This window comes from Streptococcus mitis (assembly GCF_946190155.1).
Taxonomy (GTDB): Bacteria; Bacillota; Bacilli; order Lactobacillales; family Streptococcaceae; genus Streptococcus; species Streptococcus mitis_CL.
Genome location: NZ_CAMHZL010000003.1, coordinates 23,084 through 41,183 on the forward strand (window position 1 = coordinate 23,084; position 18,100 = coordinate 41,183).

Genomic DNA, 18,100 nt, shown 5'->3' on the forward strand with positions numbered 1-18,100 from the left:
ATTATCCAATCTTATTTCGAATAGTGTTATACAATTTTGCAGATACGAGAAACAATATATATTTCAATTTATTTTTCCTTGTAACATTTGAATTCGGAATAACATCTTTGAAATATTGAATGTATTCTTTTCTAATTTTATTAACTTCAGCATACATATCTGAACTAAGCATAGCATGTACAATATGCAGACCATTAAAAACATAGCGAACATTCAAGGCTCTTCTCATATCCCTATCACCTGAATAGTCTCGTTCAATATAACTTCTATTCCATTCCATTGCCTTGTAAAAATCTAAGAGACGATCACTATACTTAGAATTTACAATACTTCCTGGTCTTCGATAGTATTTATAAAGATTTAGATCACTAACAGCAATATTTTCACAGGAAGCAATATGCTCATAAGCAAGAGCTAAATCTTCATATAACATCCCTTTAGGATATGGAAACCTTAATAAGATTTCTTTCTTATAGAGTTTACCACCTGAATGTGTCCCAACATAATTTCCATAAAACATTTGTTCTAAAGCTGTTCTACGATCTAATTTTCCAGAATATTTCTCTCTGAAATCTCCTAAAAAATCACTATTTTCATAGTTTCTAACTTCAATCACTGGAGTTGCTACAAGATCAACTCTATACTTATCTCTAAGTTCTACTAAATATTCAATGGCTCTATGGTCATAATAATCGTCTGAATCAATGAAAACAATCCAATCTGTTGAAGATTCTTTTACCCCAGTATTGCGGGCATTGGACAATCCCCCATTTTCAATATGCAGAACTTTTATTCTATTATCTTCTCGAGCATATTGGTCACAAATTTCTCCAGAACTATCCGTCGAACCATCATCTACTAGGATTATTTCAATATTTTTATATGTTTGTTGTCTTAGACTTTCTACACAATAACTCAAACAGTTCTCAACATTGTACACTGGTACAACAATAGAAATCTGATCCATTATGATAATCCTTCCAAAATGATATCAACAATACGCTCACAAGCTTTTCCATCTCCATATGGATTACTTGCTTTACTCATCTTGCTGTACTCTGTTTCATCTTCTAGAAGCAGTTTGAAATTAGTATAAATATTTTCTTCTTCTGTTCCTACCAATTTCAAGGTTCCTGCAGCAATCCCCTCTGGACGTTCTGTTGTATCACGCATTACTAATACTGGTTTACCTAAAGAAGGTGCTTCTTCTTGCACACCACCAGAATCTGTTAAAATCATGTAGCTTTGATTCATAAAATTATGGAAATCAATGACTTCTAGAGGTTCAATGATTTTCATACGTTCATTATCGCCAAACACTTTACTTGCTAGCTCACGAACCTTAGGATTCTTGTGAATAGGATATACGACTTTAACATCTTCAAACTCATTCAGGATACGATTAACTGCATTAAACATATTTTCCATTGGTTGACCAAGATTTTCACGTCTATGGGCTGTCAACATGATTAGTTTACTGTCCTTAGCCCACTCTAAAATAGGATGGTCATAATGCTCTTGAACGGTTGTCTTCAAGGCGTCGATGACAGTATTTCCAGTAACATAGATATTCTCTCTTCCCTCTTTTAGAAGATTCTCTTTAGCCACTTCTGTCGGAGCAAAATTGAAATCCGCAATAATTGAAGTAGTCTGACGATTGAACTCTTCAGGAAATGGGCTTTGAAGATTATAAGTTCTCAATCCTGCCTCTACATGTCCAACTTTAATTCCCATGTAAAATGCAGCTAAAGCTGTCGCAAAAGTGGTTGTAGTATCCCCATGAACAAGAACAATATCTGGTTTTTCCTGCTCTAAAACTGCTTGAATTTTATCTAAAATACTTGTCGTGATTGTAAATAGTGTTTGATTTGCCTTCATAATTCCTAAATCATAATCAGGAACAACTTTAAAGACATCTAAAACTTGCTCTAACATTTCTTTATGTTGACCGGTTACACACACAAGTGTTTTGATTGAATCATTTTTCTTCAGTTCATTCACTAAGGGACACATTTTTATTGCTTCTGGACGCGTCCCAAAAACTAACATTACTTTTTTCATTTTGAATCTCCCATTAGTTTTTGATAAAATTTACGATAATTCTCTAAAAATAAAGGATAACTAAACTTCTCTTCATAATCTTTTTTAGCTTGATGAGCTAACCTAGTTCTAAGAGTTGAGTCAGTCGCCAGACTCTCAATAGCAGAAGCTAAGGCCCTAGCATCTTTAGCAGGAACCAAGATCCCATTTTCTTTTGTAACAACTTCATTAATGCCAGGAATATCTGTCGCAACCATGGTTTTTCCATTCATAAATGCTTCGATAACATTTAGAGCCAAGCCCTCAAATAATGACGAAGACACTAGGAAATCAAAACTATTAATACACTCGACTATATCCTGTCTATATCCTAAAAAAGATACTTTATCTTCCAGATTTCGTTCTTTAACCTTGTTTTCTAATTCGGCTCTAAGTTCTCCATCCCCAACGATAAATAAACGAAGGTTTTCATCTGAAATCAAAGAAATAGCATCAATCAAATAGGTCAAACCTTTTTGTTCAGATAATCTTGCAATACAGCCTAGCTTGATTCCATCAAACTTCATAATCTCATCAACTTGTCTATTTGACTGTTTCAAGATCACTCCGTTATAGATAACAGTGCTGTCTGCAACTCCCACATCATCTTTCAAATTTTGATTAACTGCTTGACCCACTGCAATACTATAGGCATTTTTCAGTGAAAATCTATATAAAGACAACTTATCTTTAAAGACATTATGAGCAGTGTAAACGTGGACTAGCTTGGGATTAATCAGTTTTAACAAACGAATATAAAAAGCTGCCATTCGATGATGCGTATGAACCAGAGTAATATCATTTGTCTTAATAATTTGATAAATAGTAAGAAGCAGCTTCAACACAGTAAGGGGATTTTTGCTGTCTATATCGTGAATTTTATGATGGATAATTCCTTGGGTCTCTAATTTTGGTTCCCAAAGGCCTCCTGTAGAAGCAACATGTACACTATCAAACTCATCTTTCAAATCAGAACTCAACTGGTACACGATTCTCTCCGCACCACCAATATCCATCGTTCGTGAAATATGTAAAATATTATTTTTTCGTTTTTCGTTTCTCATCTAAAACTCGCTTAATAAAGGTAACATTCCCTACAAAGTATCGTTTAAAGAGACGCTTTGGCTCATTAGCAACTCGGAACAACCACTCCAAGTTTGATTTCTGCATCCAAAGTGGGGCACGCTGAATGTGACCAGACAATACATCAAAACTACCACCTACACCCATAAAAATAGAATTCACTCCATTATCCATAAATTTTTGGATGATGTATTCTTTTTTAGGTGAAGTAATTCCAACAAATACAAAGTCGGGATTCTTTTCACGAATATCTTCCTGAATATCTTGCTCATCTTCCTCAGAAAAATAACCATTACGATGTCCAACAACTCGTAGATTTGGATACTCTTCTTTAAAATTTTGTAACATATCTTGCAAAACTTCTTCTTTAGCACCAAAAAAATACACTGAATAAGATTTTTCATCGGCTAATTTTAATAATCTTTGCATTAAATCAATTCCAGCAACTCGTTCTGGAACTTGGTAGCCCAAAAATCGAGAAGCTAGAACTACTGATGCACCATCTGCATTGATGATCTCAGACTCGTTAACTATCTTCTTAATAGCTTCATCTGATTGACATTGGTTAATCTTATCAGCGTTTACGCCCATTAAATGAAGAGGACGTTGTTCAATTACAAATTTCTCAACCTCTTGTACTGTTTCATCCATTGTTAAAGGGTCAATTCTGACCCCCATTAAATTAAAACTATTCAAATTAATCTCCCCATGTAGACTCAAAATGACCCTTACGCTCGGCTTCTTTTGGTAACTTCATGTAATCACCATATATTTTTGTTAAATATTCATCTGGGTTTGCATGGCAACTTATTTCTAAGTTCTCAAACTCTAGTAATTGTGATTCACCGAATACTTCTTTTCTAGCAAGCTCACGTTCTCTATAGGAACCTAATACATTACCAACTAATGAACTAGTTTCAAAATCATATTGTTTAATTAGATTTTGTAATTTGTTGTTAATAGTGGTTGTTTTTAGAAGTTTATTTAATTTCAAAACTTTTGATATACTCACAATTGCATTTTCAAAACTTCCCCGATCTCTGTCATGTAAACGATCGATTACCGAAATTTTAGAAAGTGCACGATAGAATTTAATTTTGTTTGTATGAATAAAATAATAAAAACGATCATCTGGATAACCATCCAAAGGGAAAATATCTATGAAAGGACTGCAAAGTTCATTTCCAAATGGAATTTGTAAAGATGTATCCATAATAGAGGTATTACCTAAATTATCATCATGAAGTCTCAAAATAACATGTTCTGGAAGTTCCTTGTTACAAATAGACAAAAATTTTTCATAATCTTTTCGAGGCATTCCTAAATCCATATCGTCATCCCAAGGAATAAATCCTTTATGACGAATTGCTCCTAGCAATGTCCCTCCCAAAGCATAATATCTTAAGTTATGTTTACTACAAATAGCAATAAAACTTTTCAATAAAGATAATTCTCCTAGTTGAATTTCCCTCACTTTATTCATAAAATCACTTCGCTCCATCTCTCATAAGTACAACTTTAATAGTTTTTAGTAAAATTTCAATGTCTTTCCAAATTGTCCAATCGTCTATATAAGCTACATCTAATTTAACAACTTCATCAAAATTCTTAATCTCACTTCTACCACTAACTTGCCAAAGTCCAGTGATACCCGGTTTAAAACTCAATCGACGTTTTTGTTCAGGTGTGTATGTCTCATATTCATCAACTGTTGGCGGTCTTGTTCCCACTAGGCTCATATCTCCTTTCAGAACATTCCAAAACTGGGGAAGTTCATCCAAGCTAGTTTTACGGATAAAGCGACCAATTTTTGTAATGCGAGGATCATTGTCCATCTTAAACATACCACCCTGCATGGTATTTTTCTCCAACAATTCTCTCTTTTTATCCTCAGCATCAATACACATTGATCTAAATTTATAAAAAGTAAAATGTCGGCCGTTTTTTCCTATGCGAGTCTGGGCAAAAATAGCAGGTCCACCATCTTTTCGAATAGCTGGAACTAGAACTATACTAACTAGACCACAAATCATTAAACCAAAAATAGAACCAATAATATCTATGACACGCTTAGCAATTACATGACTATTCTTATAAAATTTCGTCGAAAAAGTAATGACATTTAGACCAGCCATCCCACGGATTTTCTTGTCACGCCCTAGATTATGGTCAAAAGCATTTAGATTAACCGTTACATCAATTCCCATCGTTTCAAAACGAGAAATAAATTCACCAATATCATATTCTTCACTAGGAAGATTGATAAACACTTCGTCCACAACTTCGTGAGTTGCAAAATTTAAAATATCTTCGACTGGTACGACTGTAATAGTATCATGTTGGAAATTAGGTTTATCTAATACACTAACTGCCACCAGTTCTCCAAAGAAATCACCAGCATCAAGTAATTTATCCATCACTTTCTCAACTCTAGATGTTGCTGTAATCAAGAATAGTTTTTTACTCCATTTCAAATTAGGAAATATCCGTTTCGAATAATACTTGATACAAATATTGACTAGATACATTAGAATCGAGTGTAAGGTTAAGAAATACACCATACCTCGTCTAGAGATACTAAAGCGTTCTTCTAAAAAGAAATTAGAAAGACTAATTGCCAATGCAAAGAAAATGATATATTTTGTCAAGCAAACAAATTCAATCAAATTTCCTCGTCTAAAAAAATCTTGACCGTAATCGCTAAAATAAAATACGATGTAGTGGAGAATATATAGGACAATCATTGTTGTTGAAAGAATATCTGTCTCTTTAACAAAACTAAGAGAATACCCCAGTAACACTACTATAAAACTCTGGATTACTGCCAGAGATATTTTTATCCCTTTCTCTTCCATAACTACTTCCTTAGTCTATCCCTTATTTTTTACCGTAAGAACCATACTCACCGTAAGAACCATATTTCTCAGCTGAAGTATTGAATTTATTTAATACAACTCCTAAGAATGGTTTATTCGTTTGTTCCAATTGACCTTTAGCCTTCTGAACATCTTTTCTGTTAGCTTCTCCTACCGCAGTAACTAAAACAGATGCATCACATTTTTGTGTAATAATAGCTGCGTCGATAACGATACCAATAGGCGCTGTATCAACAATAATATAATCAAAATACTTGCGAAGTGTGTCAATCATAGTGCTAAAATTTTCACTTTGCAATAAAGCAGTTGGGTTGGGTGAGATAGACCCAGCTTGAACCACAAATAGATTCTCAACATTGGTATCACATAAACCATGAGATAGGTCTGTTGTTCCAGATAAAAATTCTGTCAATCCAGTAATTTTTTCACGTGACTTGAAGACACCTGACATGACAGAATTACGAATATCAGCATCTACTAACAGGGTCTTGTAACCTGCACGCGCGAATGCCCAAGCAATATTTGTAGAAGTCGTTGACTTTCCTTCACCCGGTTTTACAGAAGTGATAGAAATTACTTGTAAATTATTTCCACTCAATTGTATATTCGTACGCAAGGCATTATAGTATTCTTCCGCTTTTTTGGCCAGATCTAATTTTTTCTGTGCTATTTCTAATGTCGGCATATCTCTCTCCTATTTCAACTTATCCAAATTTGGAACAACTCCCAACAATGCGATTTGCATAACATCTTCAATATCCTCTGGACGTTTCACTCGTGTGTCAACCAGTTCAACGATAAGAACAGCGATAACCATAAAGGCTGTTCCTCCAAGTAGCCCGATAATTGTATTTCTACGAATATTTGGAGAAGATGGTGCTGTAGCCGGACGAGCTTCTTCAAGTGTTGTGACATCAGAAACGCGTGTGATACTGATAATCTTTTCAGCGGCAACTTCTCTCAATGAGTTAGCAATACGACTAGCTTCCTCAGGGACTCTATCATTAACTGAAATAGAAACGATACGGGTATCGACTGGTACGGTTACTTTGATTTTACTAGCCAAAGCTTTTGGTGATAGATCTAATTTTAAATTAGATGTAACTTTTTCCAAAACATCTTGAGACAAAATAATTTCACGATAGTCTTTAACCAAGTATGATCCAGCTTGCAAGTCTTGGTTTGTCAAACCAGGCTTATCTCCCTGATTACGGTTAACTACATAAATCCGTGTAGTACTAGTGAACTCCGGTTTAACGATAAAAGCACTATAAGCAAAAGCTAAAGCTCCAGCTACAATTGCTACCAATGCAATTAGAATTTTTCGTTTCCAAAGAATTTTAAGCAGGTGAAATACATCGATTTCCATAGTATTTTGTTCTTTCATATTTTCTCCTAAATTATTTGATCCATTATAATTTTCCTAGGGTTCTCTACAAATAGTTCTTCAGCCTTGGCTTTACCATACTTTTTAGAAATAATCTGATAAGCCTCCTCCATATAAGGGGGTCTACTATCTAAGTTATGCATATCACTTGCAATGACATGAACCAGGTCTCTCTCCAAAAAATATTGGGCTCTCTTTTTCATAAATTTATAGGTTTCGCCAAAGAGCCTAGGTTTTAGAACATGAGAACTATTTACTTGCGTATAGCATCCCATATCAATCAGTTCTTGAACACGTTTTTCATTGTTTTCCAACGCATCATAACGTTCAATATGAGCAATCACTGGTGTAATCCCTAACATCAAAATATTGCTTAACCCTTTATGAATATCGCGATAGGGTGTATTCATACTAAATTCAATCAAAGCATAACGACTATCATTGAGAGTAGGAATACGCTTGTTTTCAAGTTTTTCTAGAACATCTGGAGTATAGTATATCTCTGCTCCATAAGCAATGACCAAATCATCTGCCACTTCTTTAGCAATCTCACGAACCTTTAAAAAATTCGTCGCTATTTTTTCTTCTGGAGTCTCAAACATCCCTTTTCGACGATGTGAAGTCGAAACTATCATTCGAACCCCTTGATTATATGCTTCTCTTAAAAGAGATTTACTATTTTCTATAGACTTTGGGCCGTCATCTACATCAAAAACAATGTGAGAGTGGATATCAATCATATCATCTTCCCTCCATCACATCTTGTATCGCACTTTTAACAGCTGCTAGACTACTATCATCGATTTCCATCATATAGAGGTTACTATCTGGCATAGCATAAGAAGGAAGTCCCATTCGACCTGTACCTTTGAGATCTTGAGAGTTGACTTTATAACTGCCACCACTCTCCAATTGAGTATTAACCAAATCCATCATCGTTTCGATCGGCATATTTGTTTGAAGGGAATCTTGCAAGCCTTGAATGATATCACTATAATTTTTCAATGCTTCGGTAGAAGTTAATTTCTGAATGATTGCGACGATGACCTTTTGTTGATTACGACCACGGTCACGATCCCCATCAGCTAAAGAGTAGCGCTCACGAACAAACCCAAGAGCTTGCTCAGAATCTAAATGAACATTTCCTACTGGGAAATGGAACTTCCCGTGACGAGATGTAAACTCCTGATCATTGTACACATCTACACCACCTAAAAGGTCAATCAATTTCAAGAACGAAGTGAAGTTCAAGCGAACATAGTAGTTAATATCAACTCCATAAAGATTTTCCAAAGTATGAATAGATGAGTCTACTCCATAAATACCTGCATGAGTCAACTTATCTTTTTGATTATTCCCTCCGTCTGCAATCGGAACATAGGAATCTCGAGGGGTAGTTGTTAATAAAATTTTTTTAGAATCTCGATTTACAGTCATCAAAATATTGACATCTGAACGAGAAACCGAACTAATTGGTCCGTAAGTGTCAATACCACTCACATAGACATTGAAGGACTTGTTCTTAGAAACTTTAGGAGCAGCTACTTCTTTGGTGATATTTTTAGTGTAGATTTTCCTAATTTTTGATGCGTAATCAGGGTATTCAGATTCTATAATATTTTCAAAGACGCTATTTAATACAATTGCTTTCGCTTCACCTGATACCAAACTCTTATAAGCCGCAAGATATGACGTGCTTTGTTCAACAGTCAATTCTTTGCTCTGACTAGCTTTGATATCAGCTATCAATTTTTGAATGTTCTCATTATCTGTATCCGTTGGCCCTGTAACACTATCTAGTTGTGTGACATTATGAACGTCACTATCTTTCAGAACAACAACACTCATTGAGTATTCTGAGTAATTTGACGTAGAATTGATATGACTAGTAAAGCCTACAAATTGTTGCAATGCAAAAAAAGAAACTGAACTCATTAAAATAGCTAGTGTTAAAAAGAAAATCGTAAACTTTTCTGCTTTTCTATAAATGATCAAAAGCAGACTCGCTAAAGCGACCAAAATCACTACAGCTGCCGTCATAACATTCAGATATCTAAACGCCAATATATTATGTCTAAAAATCAAGAACAGCAAAAAACCACCCAATAATACATAAATGGTTAATAAGGCTATATTAATACTCCGCTTAACTTTACCCGAACGGGCTCTTTTTGAACGTTTATTCATAGTTTTCCCCTATATGTTGATTATCAGAATTATTATATCACAATCATGAAATAATTTCCATTTATTCCTTTTTTTATCAGCGTTTTCAATGCATCTTCTAAATGTACTCCGAAGGAATAATTGTTTTTTATAACCTGTATAGTATCTATCGTTTCCTATTTTGACATTCTCGTTTCATAGACAGAAGAATCAAAAATATAACAAACGAGGTCCCTTACGGAACCTCGATAATCTATTTAACATGATTTTCTGCTTCTTTTTGAGCTTTTTCGATTGCTTTTTTGCTTTCTTGCTCCCATTTGGCCTTGGCTTCTTCATACTGTTTGGTTGTCACAGTATCTTTTTGCAGTTTCATATACTTGTAGTTATTGCCATCACCCTTGATGCCGACCAGTGAATAGCCTCTTGTAAATGGCGTCACTTTGGTTACAGAAGCTGTTCCACCACTTGACATGGCTGACATAATCAGAGAATTGTCAATCATCCAAGCCTGTGCTTCAGCATATTTTTCATAGCGTTTGGCTACATCTTTATTTTCACTATCTGCATCTTTGAGCATCTTGGTGTAGGTATCAAGCCCCAAGCTAGCAATCTTAGCTTTATCCTCTTGAGCATCTAAACCAAAAATCTTGAGGTAGAACCCATCCTCTGCATTGAAAGGATTGAGATAAGTTGACGGATCTTGGTAGTCACCTACCCAGCCATCAAAGTTCAAATCGTAGTCTCGATCAGCTGGCGTTGGCGCTAAAAAGGCTACGTTATTAAAATCATCTGTTGAAAGTTGTTGAACATCAATGACAATGTTATCAGCACCTAAAACTGACTCAAGGGTCTGCTTAACTGAGTTCATGCCTGTCACAGCATTTTTACTTGTCTGATCAACAGCCACATCCAAGTGAATAGGGAAAGTCACACCTTGACTTGCCAATTCTTTTTTAGCTTCCGCAAATTTTGCTTGGGCTTTTTCTTTGTTAAAATAGGCATCCTGAGCATCTGCCAAGTTAATATCTGACCATTCTGTGCCATAGTTGACCAATTTAGAAGCGACTACTTCTCCAAAGGTCTTGTCTCCAACTTGGACAAATGTTGGAGGCACTAGGGTGTTACGAAGAGTCTTGCTAGCTGCTTCTTCCCCATTTGACTGGGCAGAATAGGCTGTGCGGTCCAAGGCAAAGTTCACTGCTTGGCGGAAGTTCTTGTTCAAGACAGCCGTCTCAGTTGACTTCTTCTGCTCATCTGTCGTTTTAGACGTATGGTTGTATGCCTTACGGTTGACGTTGAAATTAAAATACCAAGAAGTCTTGTCCTGCAAACTATAGACGATATTATCCTTATATTTTTCCTTGATCTTAGCAAAGTTAGAACTATTTGGATAAACTCCAGCGATAGAATAAGCTCCACTTTCAAAGTTACGGATGGTCAATTCTTGGTCCGAACCATCAAAGTAAGCCAATTTTACGTGTTCAATCGATACTTTGTCATGATCATAGTAATGCGGATTCTTCACATACTCGATCGATGATTTTGATGTGAAATCTTTTAACAAATAAGGTCCGCTGTAGAGAATGCTATCTGGAGATAGGGTGCCAAAATCTTTCCCTTTTGAGTTTAAAAACTCTTCATTCACTGGGAAAAGAATACTGTTGGTTGTTTTTGAATTCCAGTAAGGCTCTGGACGTGCCAAAGTATACTCAACAGTCTGGTCGTCAATGGCCTTCACCCCAACCTTAGAAAAGTCAGAATCCGCTCCTGTAATATAATCATTCAAGCCCTTGATCGAGTTTTGAATCAAGTCAATGGCCTGTGATTTATTATCCACTGCGTACTTGATACCTGTCACAAAATCTTGTGCCTTGACTGGGGCATACTCTTCACCGTCAGCCGTGAACCATTTGGCATCTTTTCTCAGTTTATAGGTATAAGTCAGACCGTCGCTTGAAACAGACCAGTCTTCTGCCAAAGACGGAACTAGGTTTCCATGATTGTCATTTTCAAGCAAGCCATCAACTAGGTTGGTAATGATGGCTGTATTATCAGCGTAGTAGTCTAATAGGTAGTTAAAAGTAGTTGGGTTTCCACTAAAAGTTGATGAGTAAGTTTTTGTATCTGAACCTGATTGTCCGCAAGCAGCTAAAAGCAAGGCAGCTGCAAAAGTCAGGCCTGCACTAAGGATACGCTTTTTTGTAGTCATCTTCTTTCTCCTTTATGTTAGTTTTTGTAACATAGATTTATTTTACCAAAATAGTGGGAATTTGTAAAGTTAATTGAATTTCTAGAATGAAAGTTTATAAATCTTAGTCATAAAAAAACAAAGGATTTCTGTCTTTCATACAATCCTCCCTTGTTTTTATACGATTTCATTTTTAGATTTTTCTGTAAAAAATGTTTATAGTAATTCCACACAGAAAGCATCCCATGGAGCCAAGATTTGTTTTTCAAAAACTTCTTGAGCCACGGTGTTTTCAATTAATACCGATTTGACGGTTCCTTCTACGATCAAGTCTTGCTCTTCATTGGACAAGTTAGCCACAACTAAGAAACGACGGTCCCCATCTTTACGGATATAGGCAAAAACCTTATCAGCAGTATCAAGCAATTCAAAGTTAGCTCGAATCAGCCAGCTGTTTTCCTTACGAATTTGGACCAGTTTCTGATAGGTATAGAAAATAGAATCTGGATTTGCCAATGCTTCTTGAACGTTGATTGCTTGATAGTTTGGATTCACTGCTAACCAAGGTTGACCTGTTGAGAAACCAGCATTTTTGCTCTCATCCCATTGCATTGGAGTACGGGCATTGTCACGTCCAATGACACGGATACTGTCCATGATTTCTTCCATCGGAACACTTTTTTCAAGAGCTTCACGCGCATAGTTGAGGGATTCAATATCTTCTACTTGGTCCAGTGTTTCAAACGGATAGTTGGTCATCCCAATCTCCTCACCTTGGTAGATATAAGGAGTTCCTCTCATGAGATGAAGTAAGATGGCAAAGGCTTTGGCAGATTTTTCGCGGTATTCTTGGTCATTTCCCCAGATTGAGACGATACGAGGGAGGTCATGATTGTTCCAAAAGAGCGAATTCCAACCGTCCTCAACTCCTAACTCTGTCTGCCATTTGTTGAAAATCTCTTTCAACTTAGCTATATTCAACTCTTTTTGATAATGCCATTTAGGTTGCCCTTCCTGATACTGAAGACAGATATGTTCAAACTGGAAGACCATAGACAATTCTTGCCCTTTTGGATCCGAGTAGAGCTTGGCAATCTCTGGCGTTGCTCCCCATGTTTCCCCTACTGTCAAGAGATCCTGATCTCCAAAGGTCGCCTGATTCATCTCCTTGAGATAAGGGTGGAGCATAGGACCATTATTGACTACCTTCTCATCAGGAATTTTCCCAATCATGTCAATGACATCCATGCGGAAACCACCAATGCCTTTATCAATCCAGAAGTTCATCATCTCATAAATTTTCTGACGAAGTTTTTCATTTTCCCAGTTGAGATCAGGCTGTTTCTTACTGAAAAAGTGGAGATAATATTGACCTGACTTTTCATCGTATTCCCAAGCAGAACCACTAAAGATAGAATCTAAATCGTTGGGTTCATCCCGCCAGATATAGTAATCTCGCTCAGGGCTATCAGGATTTTCACAGGCCTCAACAAACCAAGCATGTTCATCTGAGGTATGATTGACCACCAAGTCCATGATGATACGAATATCACGTTTCTTAGCTTCCGCGATCAGTTGGTCCATATCCTCCATGGTCCCAAAAATAGCCGCAATCGCTTGATAATAAGCAATATCATAGCCATTATCATCCATAGGACTATCATAAACAGGAGAAAGCCAAATCGCTGTAATCCCCAGCTTGGTTAGATAGTCTAACTTACTGGTAATTCCTGGCAAATCGCCAATTCCATCTCCGTTGCTATCCATAAAGCTCTTAGGATAGACTTGATAGACTACGGCATTGTGCCACCATTTTTCTTGCATCTTATTACCTCATTATTTTAATAATCTGTAGTCTATGATAGCGCTTTTTAAAAATTTATGCAAGCGTTTGCCTAATCTTTTTGATTCCTTTTTTAACTCCATAGTTTCCTAACTGCCAATTTTTTATTATAATAGAGGTCAGAGGTAAAAAAATGAAAAAACAAGCTTTTAGTTCTGAACAATATTTGAATCTACAGCGCGACCACATTTTGGAGCGCATTAACCAATTTGACGGCAAGCTCTACTTGGAGTTTGGTGGCAAAATGTTAGAAGATTTCCACGCTGCTCGTGTTCTTCCAGGTTATGAGCCTGACAACAAAATCAAGCTCTTGCAAGAATTGAAAGAGCAGGTTGAGGTTGTGATTGCTATTAATGCTAGCAATATCGAGCATTCCAAAGCACGTGGTGACTTGGGCATTTCTTATGACCAAGAAGTTCTTCGTTTGATTGATAAATTCAATGAGCTGGGAATTTTTGTCGGCTCAGTGGTCATTACACAGTACGCTGGCCAACTAGCTGCAGATGCCTTCCGCAACCAACTTGAGAAAAACGGAATTGATTCTTATCTTCACTATCCAATCAAAGGATATCCGACGGATATGGACCACATCATTTCTCCAGAAGGAATGGGGAAAAACGACTACATCAAAACCAGTCGTAACTTGATTGTCGTAACTGCTCCTGGACCTGGTTCTGGAAAATTGGCAACCTGTATGTCCAATATGTACCACGACCAAATCAATGGTATCAAGTCTGGTTACGCTAAATTTGAAACCTTTCCAGTTTGGAATCTTCCCCTTCATCACCCAGTCAATTTGGCCTACGAGGCTGCCACAGCTGACCTTGATGATGTCAACATGATTGACCCCTTCCATCTCCAAACCTACGGAGAAACCACTGTCAACTACAACCGTGATATCGAGATTTTCCCAGTGCTCAAGCGCATGTTAGAACGTATCCTTGGTAAATCTCCATACGCTTCTCCGACAGATATGGGTGTCAACATGGTTGGTTTCGCTATTACAGATGATGAAGCTGCTGTCGAAGCTTCTAAACAAGAAATCATCCGCCGCTACTATCAAACTGTTCTTGATTTTAAAGCCGAAAAAGTTGGCGAAGCAGCTGTCAAGAAAATCGAGTTGCTTATGAATGACCTCGGCATCACACCAGCAGACCGTAAGGTTGCGGTTGCTGCACGCCAAAAAGCTGAAGAAACTGGCGGACCAGCCCTAGCCCTTGAATTGCCAACTGGGGAAATTGTCACTGGTAAGAACTCAGAACTCTTTGGTCCTACAGCCGCTGCTCTTATCAACGCCATCAAGAAATCAGCTGACATTGCTAAAGAAGTAAAACTAATCGAACCTGAAGTTGTTAAGCCAATCCAAGGTCTTAAGATCGATCATCTGGGTAGCCGCAATCCACGCCTTCATTCAAATGAAATCCTGATTGCACTTGCTATCACAGCTACGGAAAATCCTGATGCTGCTCGTGCTATGGAAGAACTTGGCAACCTCAAAGGAAGCGAAGCCCACTCAACCATCATCTTGACAGATGAAGACAAGAATGTCCTTCGTAAACTGGGTATCAATGTAACCTTTGACCCTTACTACCAATACGACCGCTTGTATCGTAAATAAAGATTTCAACCTCTCCACTCTCGGAGAGGTTTTCTCTCTGTCCCAGGAGCCAGCTTTATGTTATAATGATAGGAAAAAACTGAAAGGATTTACCATGTCAAAAGAAGTTATTGTTGAAAGTTTTGAACTTGACCACACCATAGTTAAAGCACCCTATGTTCGCTTGATTGGGGAAGAAACAGGGCCAAAGGGAGACATCATCTCCAATTATGATATTCGTTTAGTGCAACCCAATGAAGACTCTATCCCTACTGCTGGCCTTCACACTATCGAGCACCTCTTAGCCAAGCTCATCCGTACCCGCATCGACGGCATGATTGACTGTTCACCATTTGGTTGCCGCACAGGCTTCCACATGATTATGTGGGGGCGCCATACCAGCGCCGAAATTGCAGCTGTTATCAAGGATTCGCTTAAGGAAATCGCTGAAACCACTACTTGGGAAGATGTTCCTGGAACAACCATCGAATCTTGCGGAAACTATAAGGACCACAGCCTCTTCTCTGCTAAAGAATGGGCGAAACTCATCCTTGAACAAGGGATTTCAGATGATGCCTTTGAGCGTCATGTGATTTAAACACAAAAAAGGAACCAGTTTTTCAGCTGGCTCCTTCTTTTTTATCCTCAAAATTTTGTCTTAGGCTTTTTCACGAATAACCAAACCGCCATCTTCCATATCTGCTTCTAGGTGTTTGGCATCTAGGTGATCCAAATGGAAGTCTGTCACCTTATCACGAATTTCTTGTTCAACCACGCGACGGAGCGGACGAACACCCATGACTTCGTCATAACCTTCTTCTGTGATATAGTCCTTAGCTGCTTGACTGACTACCAAATCAATGTCTTTCTTAGCCAAAGTTTGGTTAACTTCAGCTAACATCAAGTCCACAATCTTAGAAAGGTCTTCCTTGGTCAAGTGCGAGAACTCGATAACTGCATTAAAGCGGTTAAGGAATTCTGGGCGGAAGAATGGTTTCAAACGATCCATCAATTCTGGTTTGTCCGCATCTTCTGTCAAGTTGGCTTCATAGCCAAAACCAGCATTTGATGTTGCGATAATGACTGTGTTTTTAAAGTTAACGGTATTTCCTTGACCATCAGTCAAACGACCATCATCCAAGACTTGGAGGAGAAGGGTAATGACTTGAGGATCAGCCTTTTCAATTTCATCCAAGAGAATGATAGAGTATGGATTGCGACGAACACGTTCTGTTAAGGTATTGCTATTGTCATCATAACCCACATATCCTGCTGTTGTACCAATTAGCTTAGAAACGGCTGTGCGGTCACTGTATTCAGACATATCCAAACGAATGATCGCATCCTTGGTTCCAAACATATCTAGCGCCAATTGCTTAGCAAGCTCTGTCTTACCAACGCCAGTTGGTCCTACAAAGAGGAAGCTTCCGATTGGGCGATTGCCTTCATCAAAACCAGCACGGTTACGACGGATAGCACGAGCTACTGCTTCTACCGCCTTATCTTGACCGATTACCTTATCTTGCAAGCGATGAGCCATATCTTTCAAACGTTCGATATCTGACGCTCCCATTTGTGATACTGGGATACCCGTCATTCGTTCTACAGATTCAGCCACATCGTTGACACTTGCAGTCACTTTCATATCTTCTGTATGGTTTTCGATTTTCTTTTCCAATTCTGCAATGCGTGTTTTATAGTTTAGAGCTGCTTCAAAATCTTCTGCCTCAACTGCTTTTTCTTGCTTGTCTTTTTCTGCCTCAATTTCACGTTCAACAGCATGAACATCTGTTACTGGATGCTGAGCTGCCAAGTGAGCCGCCGTAACATCGACAAGGTCGATAGCCTTATCTGGCAAGCTACGTTGAGGAATGTATTGGACTGAATAATCTACCGCTGCTTTCAAGACTTCGTCTGGCAAGATGACATTGTGATGTTGTTGATAGAGATCACGAATTCCTTGAAGGATTTTATATGTATCCTCTGCTGAAGGAGCATTGACTTTGACTTCATTGAAACGACGAGCAAGAGCCGCATTCTTCAAGATGGTGTTACGGTATTCGTCTTGAGTCGTTGCCCCAATAACGGTCAATTCCCCACGAGATAGGGCTGGCTTAAGAATATCCGCAAGTCCCTTAGAACCACTGTCACCTCCAGTAGATCCAGCACCAAGTATTTGGTGAATTTCATCAAAGAAGAGAATGATATTTCCCGCTTCTTTCACTTCATTGACTAAGTTTTGAACGTTTTCTTCAAAACTACCGCGGTATTGAGTACCAGCTTCAAGTCTAGAAATATCAATGGAAATAATTTCCTTATTCTTAATAGCAGCTGGAACATCACCATTCACAATAGCTTGTGCTAAGCCTTCGACAACTGCTGTCTTACCAACACCTGCGTCTCCGACTAAAACAGGATTGTTCTTGGTACGGCGTGAAAGGATTTCAGATGTTTCTTGAATTTCCTTATTTCGTCCGATAACAGGATCCAGCTTACCCTCACGTGCTTCTGCTGTCAAGTTTCGACCCAGTTTAGCAAGGACACCATCTTGTTTCATACCTGAAGCCTGTTGTTTCATTTGTCCATCAGCTTCTGCATTTCCTGGCAATTGACCAGTTGCACGATAGTGAGCAAATTCCTCAGGTGTGACTTCACGTCCATTAATCAAGTAACGGCGATTTTCAGAACTGTATCCTCGCATACCACCCATCAATTGGTTAAACAAATCATCCATGTTGTTAAAATTATTAAAGTTGTTGTTCATATTCTTTACCTCTTTTTATTTACTTAGTTATTATTACTGATATTGACTATCTTTGACTTTTATTTTAAAAAATTTAGACTAGCTAAATCGCTACTCTACGTACTATTTCTGGTT

Annotated in this window: 15 protein-coding genes; 2 read left to right on the top strand and 13 right to left on the bottom strand. The window is 37.7% G+C overall.

What is annotated here, in order from left to right; translation table 11 throughout:
* Position 1: 1 nt before the first annotated feature.
* The 12 genes from N8O80_RS03290 to N8O80_RS03345 form a co-directional block, all read right to left on the bottom strand.
* Complete coding sequence (locus tag N8O80_RS03290) at positions 2-967, bottom strand: glycosyltransferase family 2 protein (protein WP_049487469.1); 966 nt, start codon at positions 965-967, stop codon at positions 2-4.
* Positions 967-2,061: a non-hydrolyzing UDP-N-acetylglucosamine 2-epimerase gene (wecB, locus tag N8O80_RS03295; RefSeq protein WP_033682309.1), complete on the bottom strand. Its 1,095-nt coding sequence runs from the start codon at positions 2,059-2,061 to the stop codon at positions 967-969. The genes N8O80_RS03290 and wecB overlap by 1 nt, the downstream gene beginning before the upstream one ends.
* Positions 2,058-3,143, bottom strand: a complete 1,086-nt coding sequence (locus N8O80_RS03300; protein WP_261026915.1) for a glycosyltransferase family 4 protein — start codon at positions 3,141-3,143, stop codon at positions 2,058-2,060. The genes wecB and N8O80_RS03300 overlap by 4 nt, the downstream gene beginning before the upstream one ends.
* Positions 3,118-3,840: a WecB/TagA/CpsF family glycosyltransferase gene (locus N8O80_RS03305; protein WP_029690200.1), complete on the bottom strand. Its 723-nt coding sequence runs from the start codon at positions 3,838-3,840 to the stop codon at positions 3,118-3,120. The genes N8O80_RS03300 and N8O80_RS03305 overlap by 26 nt, the downstream gene beginning before the upstream one ends.
* A 19-nt stretch (positions 3,841-3,859) precedes the next feature.
* A complete protein-coding gene (locus tag N8O80_RS03310) occupies positions 3,860-4,645 on the bottom strand; it encodes a LicD family protein (RefSeq protein ID WP_314732576.1) in 786 nt (261 codons plus the stop codon).
* 4 nt (positions 4,646-4,649) lie between these two features.
* Complete coding sequence (locus N8O80_RS03315) at positions 4,650-6,017, bottom strand: sugar transferase (RefSeq protein WP_261026917.1); 1,368 nt, start codon at positions 6,015-6,017, stop codon at positions 4,650-4,652.
* Positions 6,018-6,039: 22 nt separating this feature from the next.
* Positions 6,040-6,723: a tyrosine-protein kinase gene (locus N8O80_RS03320; RefSeq protein ID WP_004263752.1), complete on the bottom strand. Its 684-nt coding sequence runs from the start codon at positions 6,721-6,723 to the stop codon at positions 6,040-6,042.
* 9 nt (positions 6,724-6,732) lie between these two features.
* Positions 6,733-7,425 carry a capsular polysaccharide biosynthesis protein CpsC gene (gene cpsC, locus N8O80_RS03325; protein WP_004263755.1) on the bottom strand — a complete coding sequence of 231 codons (693 nt, stop codon included), beginning with the start codon at positions 7,423-7,425 and terminating at the stop codon, positions 6,733-6,735.
* Positions 7,426-7,433: 8 nt separating this feature from the next.
* A complete protein-coding gene (cps4B, locus tag N8O80_RS03330; protein WP_261026918.1) occupies positions 7,434-8,165 on the bottom strand; it encodes a capsular polysaccharide biosynthesis protein Cps4B in 732 nt (243 codons plus the stop codon).
* A 1-nt stretch (position 8,166) separates the two neighbouring features.
* Positions 8,167-9,612: an LCP family glycopolymer transferase CpsA gene (gene cpsA, locus N8O80_RS03335; protein ID WP_004263760.1), complete on the bottom strand. Its 1,446-nt coding sequence runs from the start codon at positions 9,610-9,612 to the stop codon at positions 8,167-8,169.
* 232 nt (positions 9,613-9,844) lie between these two features.
* Positions 9,845-11,803, bottom strand: coding sequence for a peptide ABC transporter substrate-binding protein (locus N8O80_RS03340; protein WP_261026919.1), 1,959 nt, complete (start codon positions 11,801-11,803; stop codon positions 9,845-9,847).
* A gap of 195 nt (positions 11,804-11,998) precedes the next feature.
* The gene (locus tag N8O80_RS03345; RefSeq protein WP_261026921.1) at positions 11,999-13,606 is read right to left on the bottom strand and encodes a glycoside hydrolase family 13 protein; all 1,608 of its coding nucleotides are present in this window, start codon (positions 13,604-13,606) and stop codon (positions 11,999-12,001) included.
* Between the two features lie 152 nt (positions 13,607-13,758).
* On the opposite strand from N8O80_RS03345, the gene N8O80_RS03350 reads away from it, so the two are divergent.
* Together N8O80_RS03350 and N8O80_RS03355 are read left to right on the top strand one after the other, a co-directional pair.
* Entirely contained in the window at positions 13,759-15,243 is a 1,485-nt protein-coding gene (locus N8O80_RS03350) for a DUF1846 domain-containing protein (protein WP_261026922.1), read from the top strand.
* Positions 15,244-15,337: 94 nt separating this feature from the next.
* Positions 15,338-15,820, top strand: coding sequence for an S-ribosylhomocysteine lyase (locus N8O80_RS03355; RefSeq protein WP_000032547.1), 483 nt, complete (start codon positions 15,338-15,340; stop codon positions 15,818-15,820).
* A gap of 60 nt (positions 15,821-15,880) precedes the next feature.
* On the opposite strand, the gene N8O80_RS03360 is transcribed toward N8O80_RS03355, so the two are convergent.
* Complete coding sequence (locus N8O80_RS03360; RefSeq protein WP_261026923.1) at positions 15,881-17,986, bottom strand: ATP-dependent Clp protease ATP-binding subunit; 2,106 nt, start codon at positions 17,984-17,986, stop codon at positions 15,881-15,883.
* Positions 17,987-18,100: the final 114 nt, after the last annotated feature.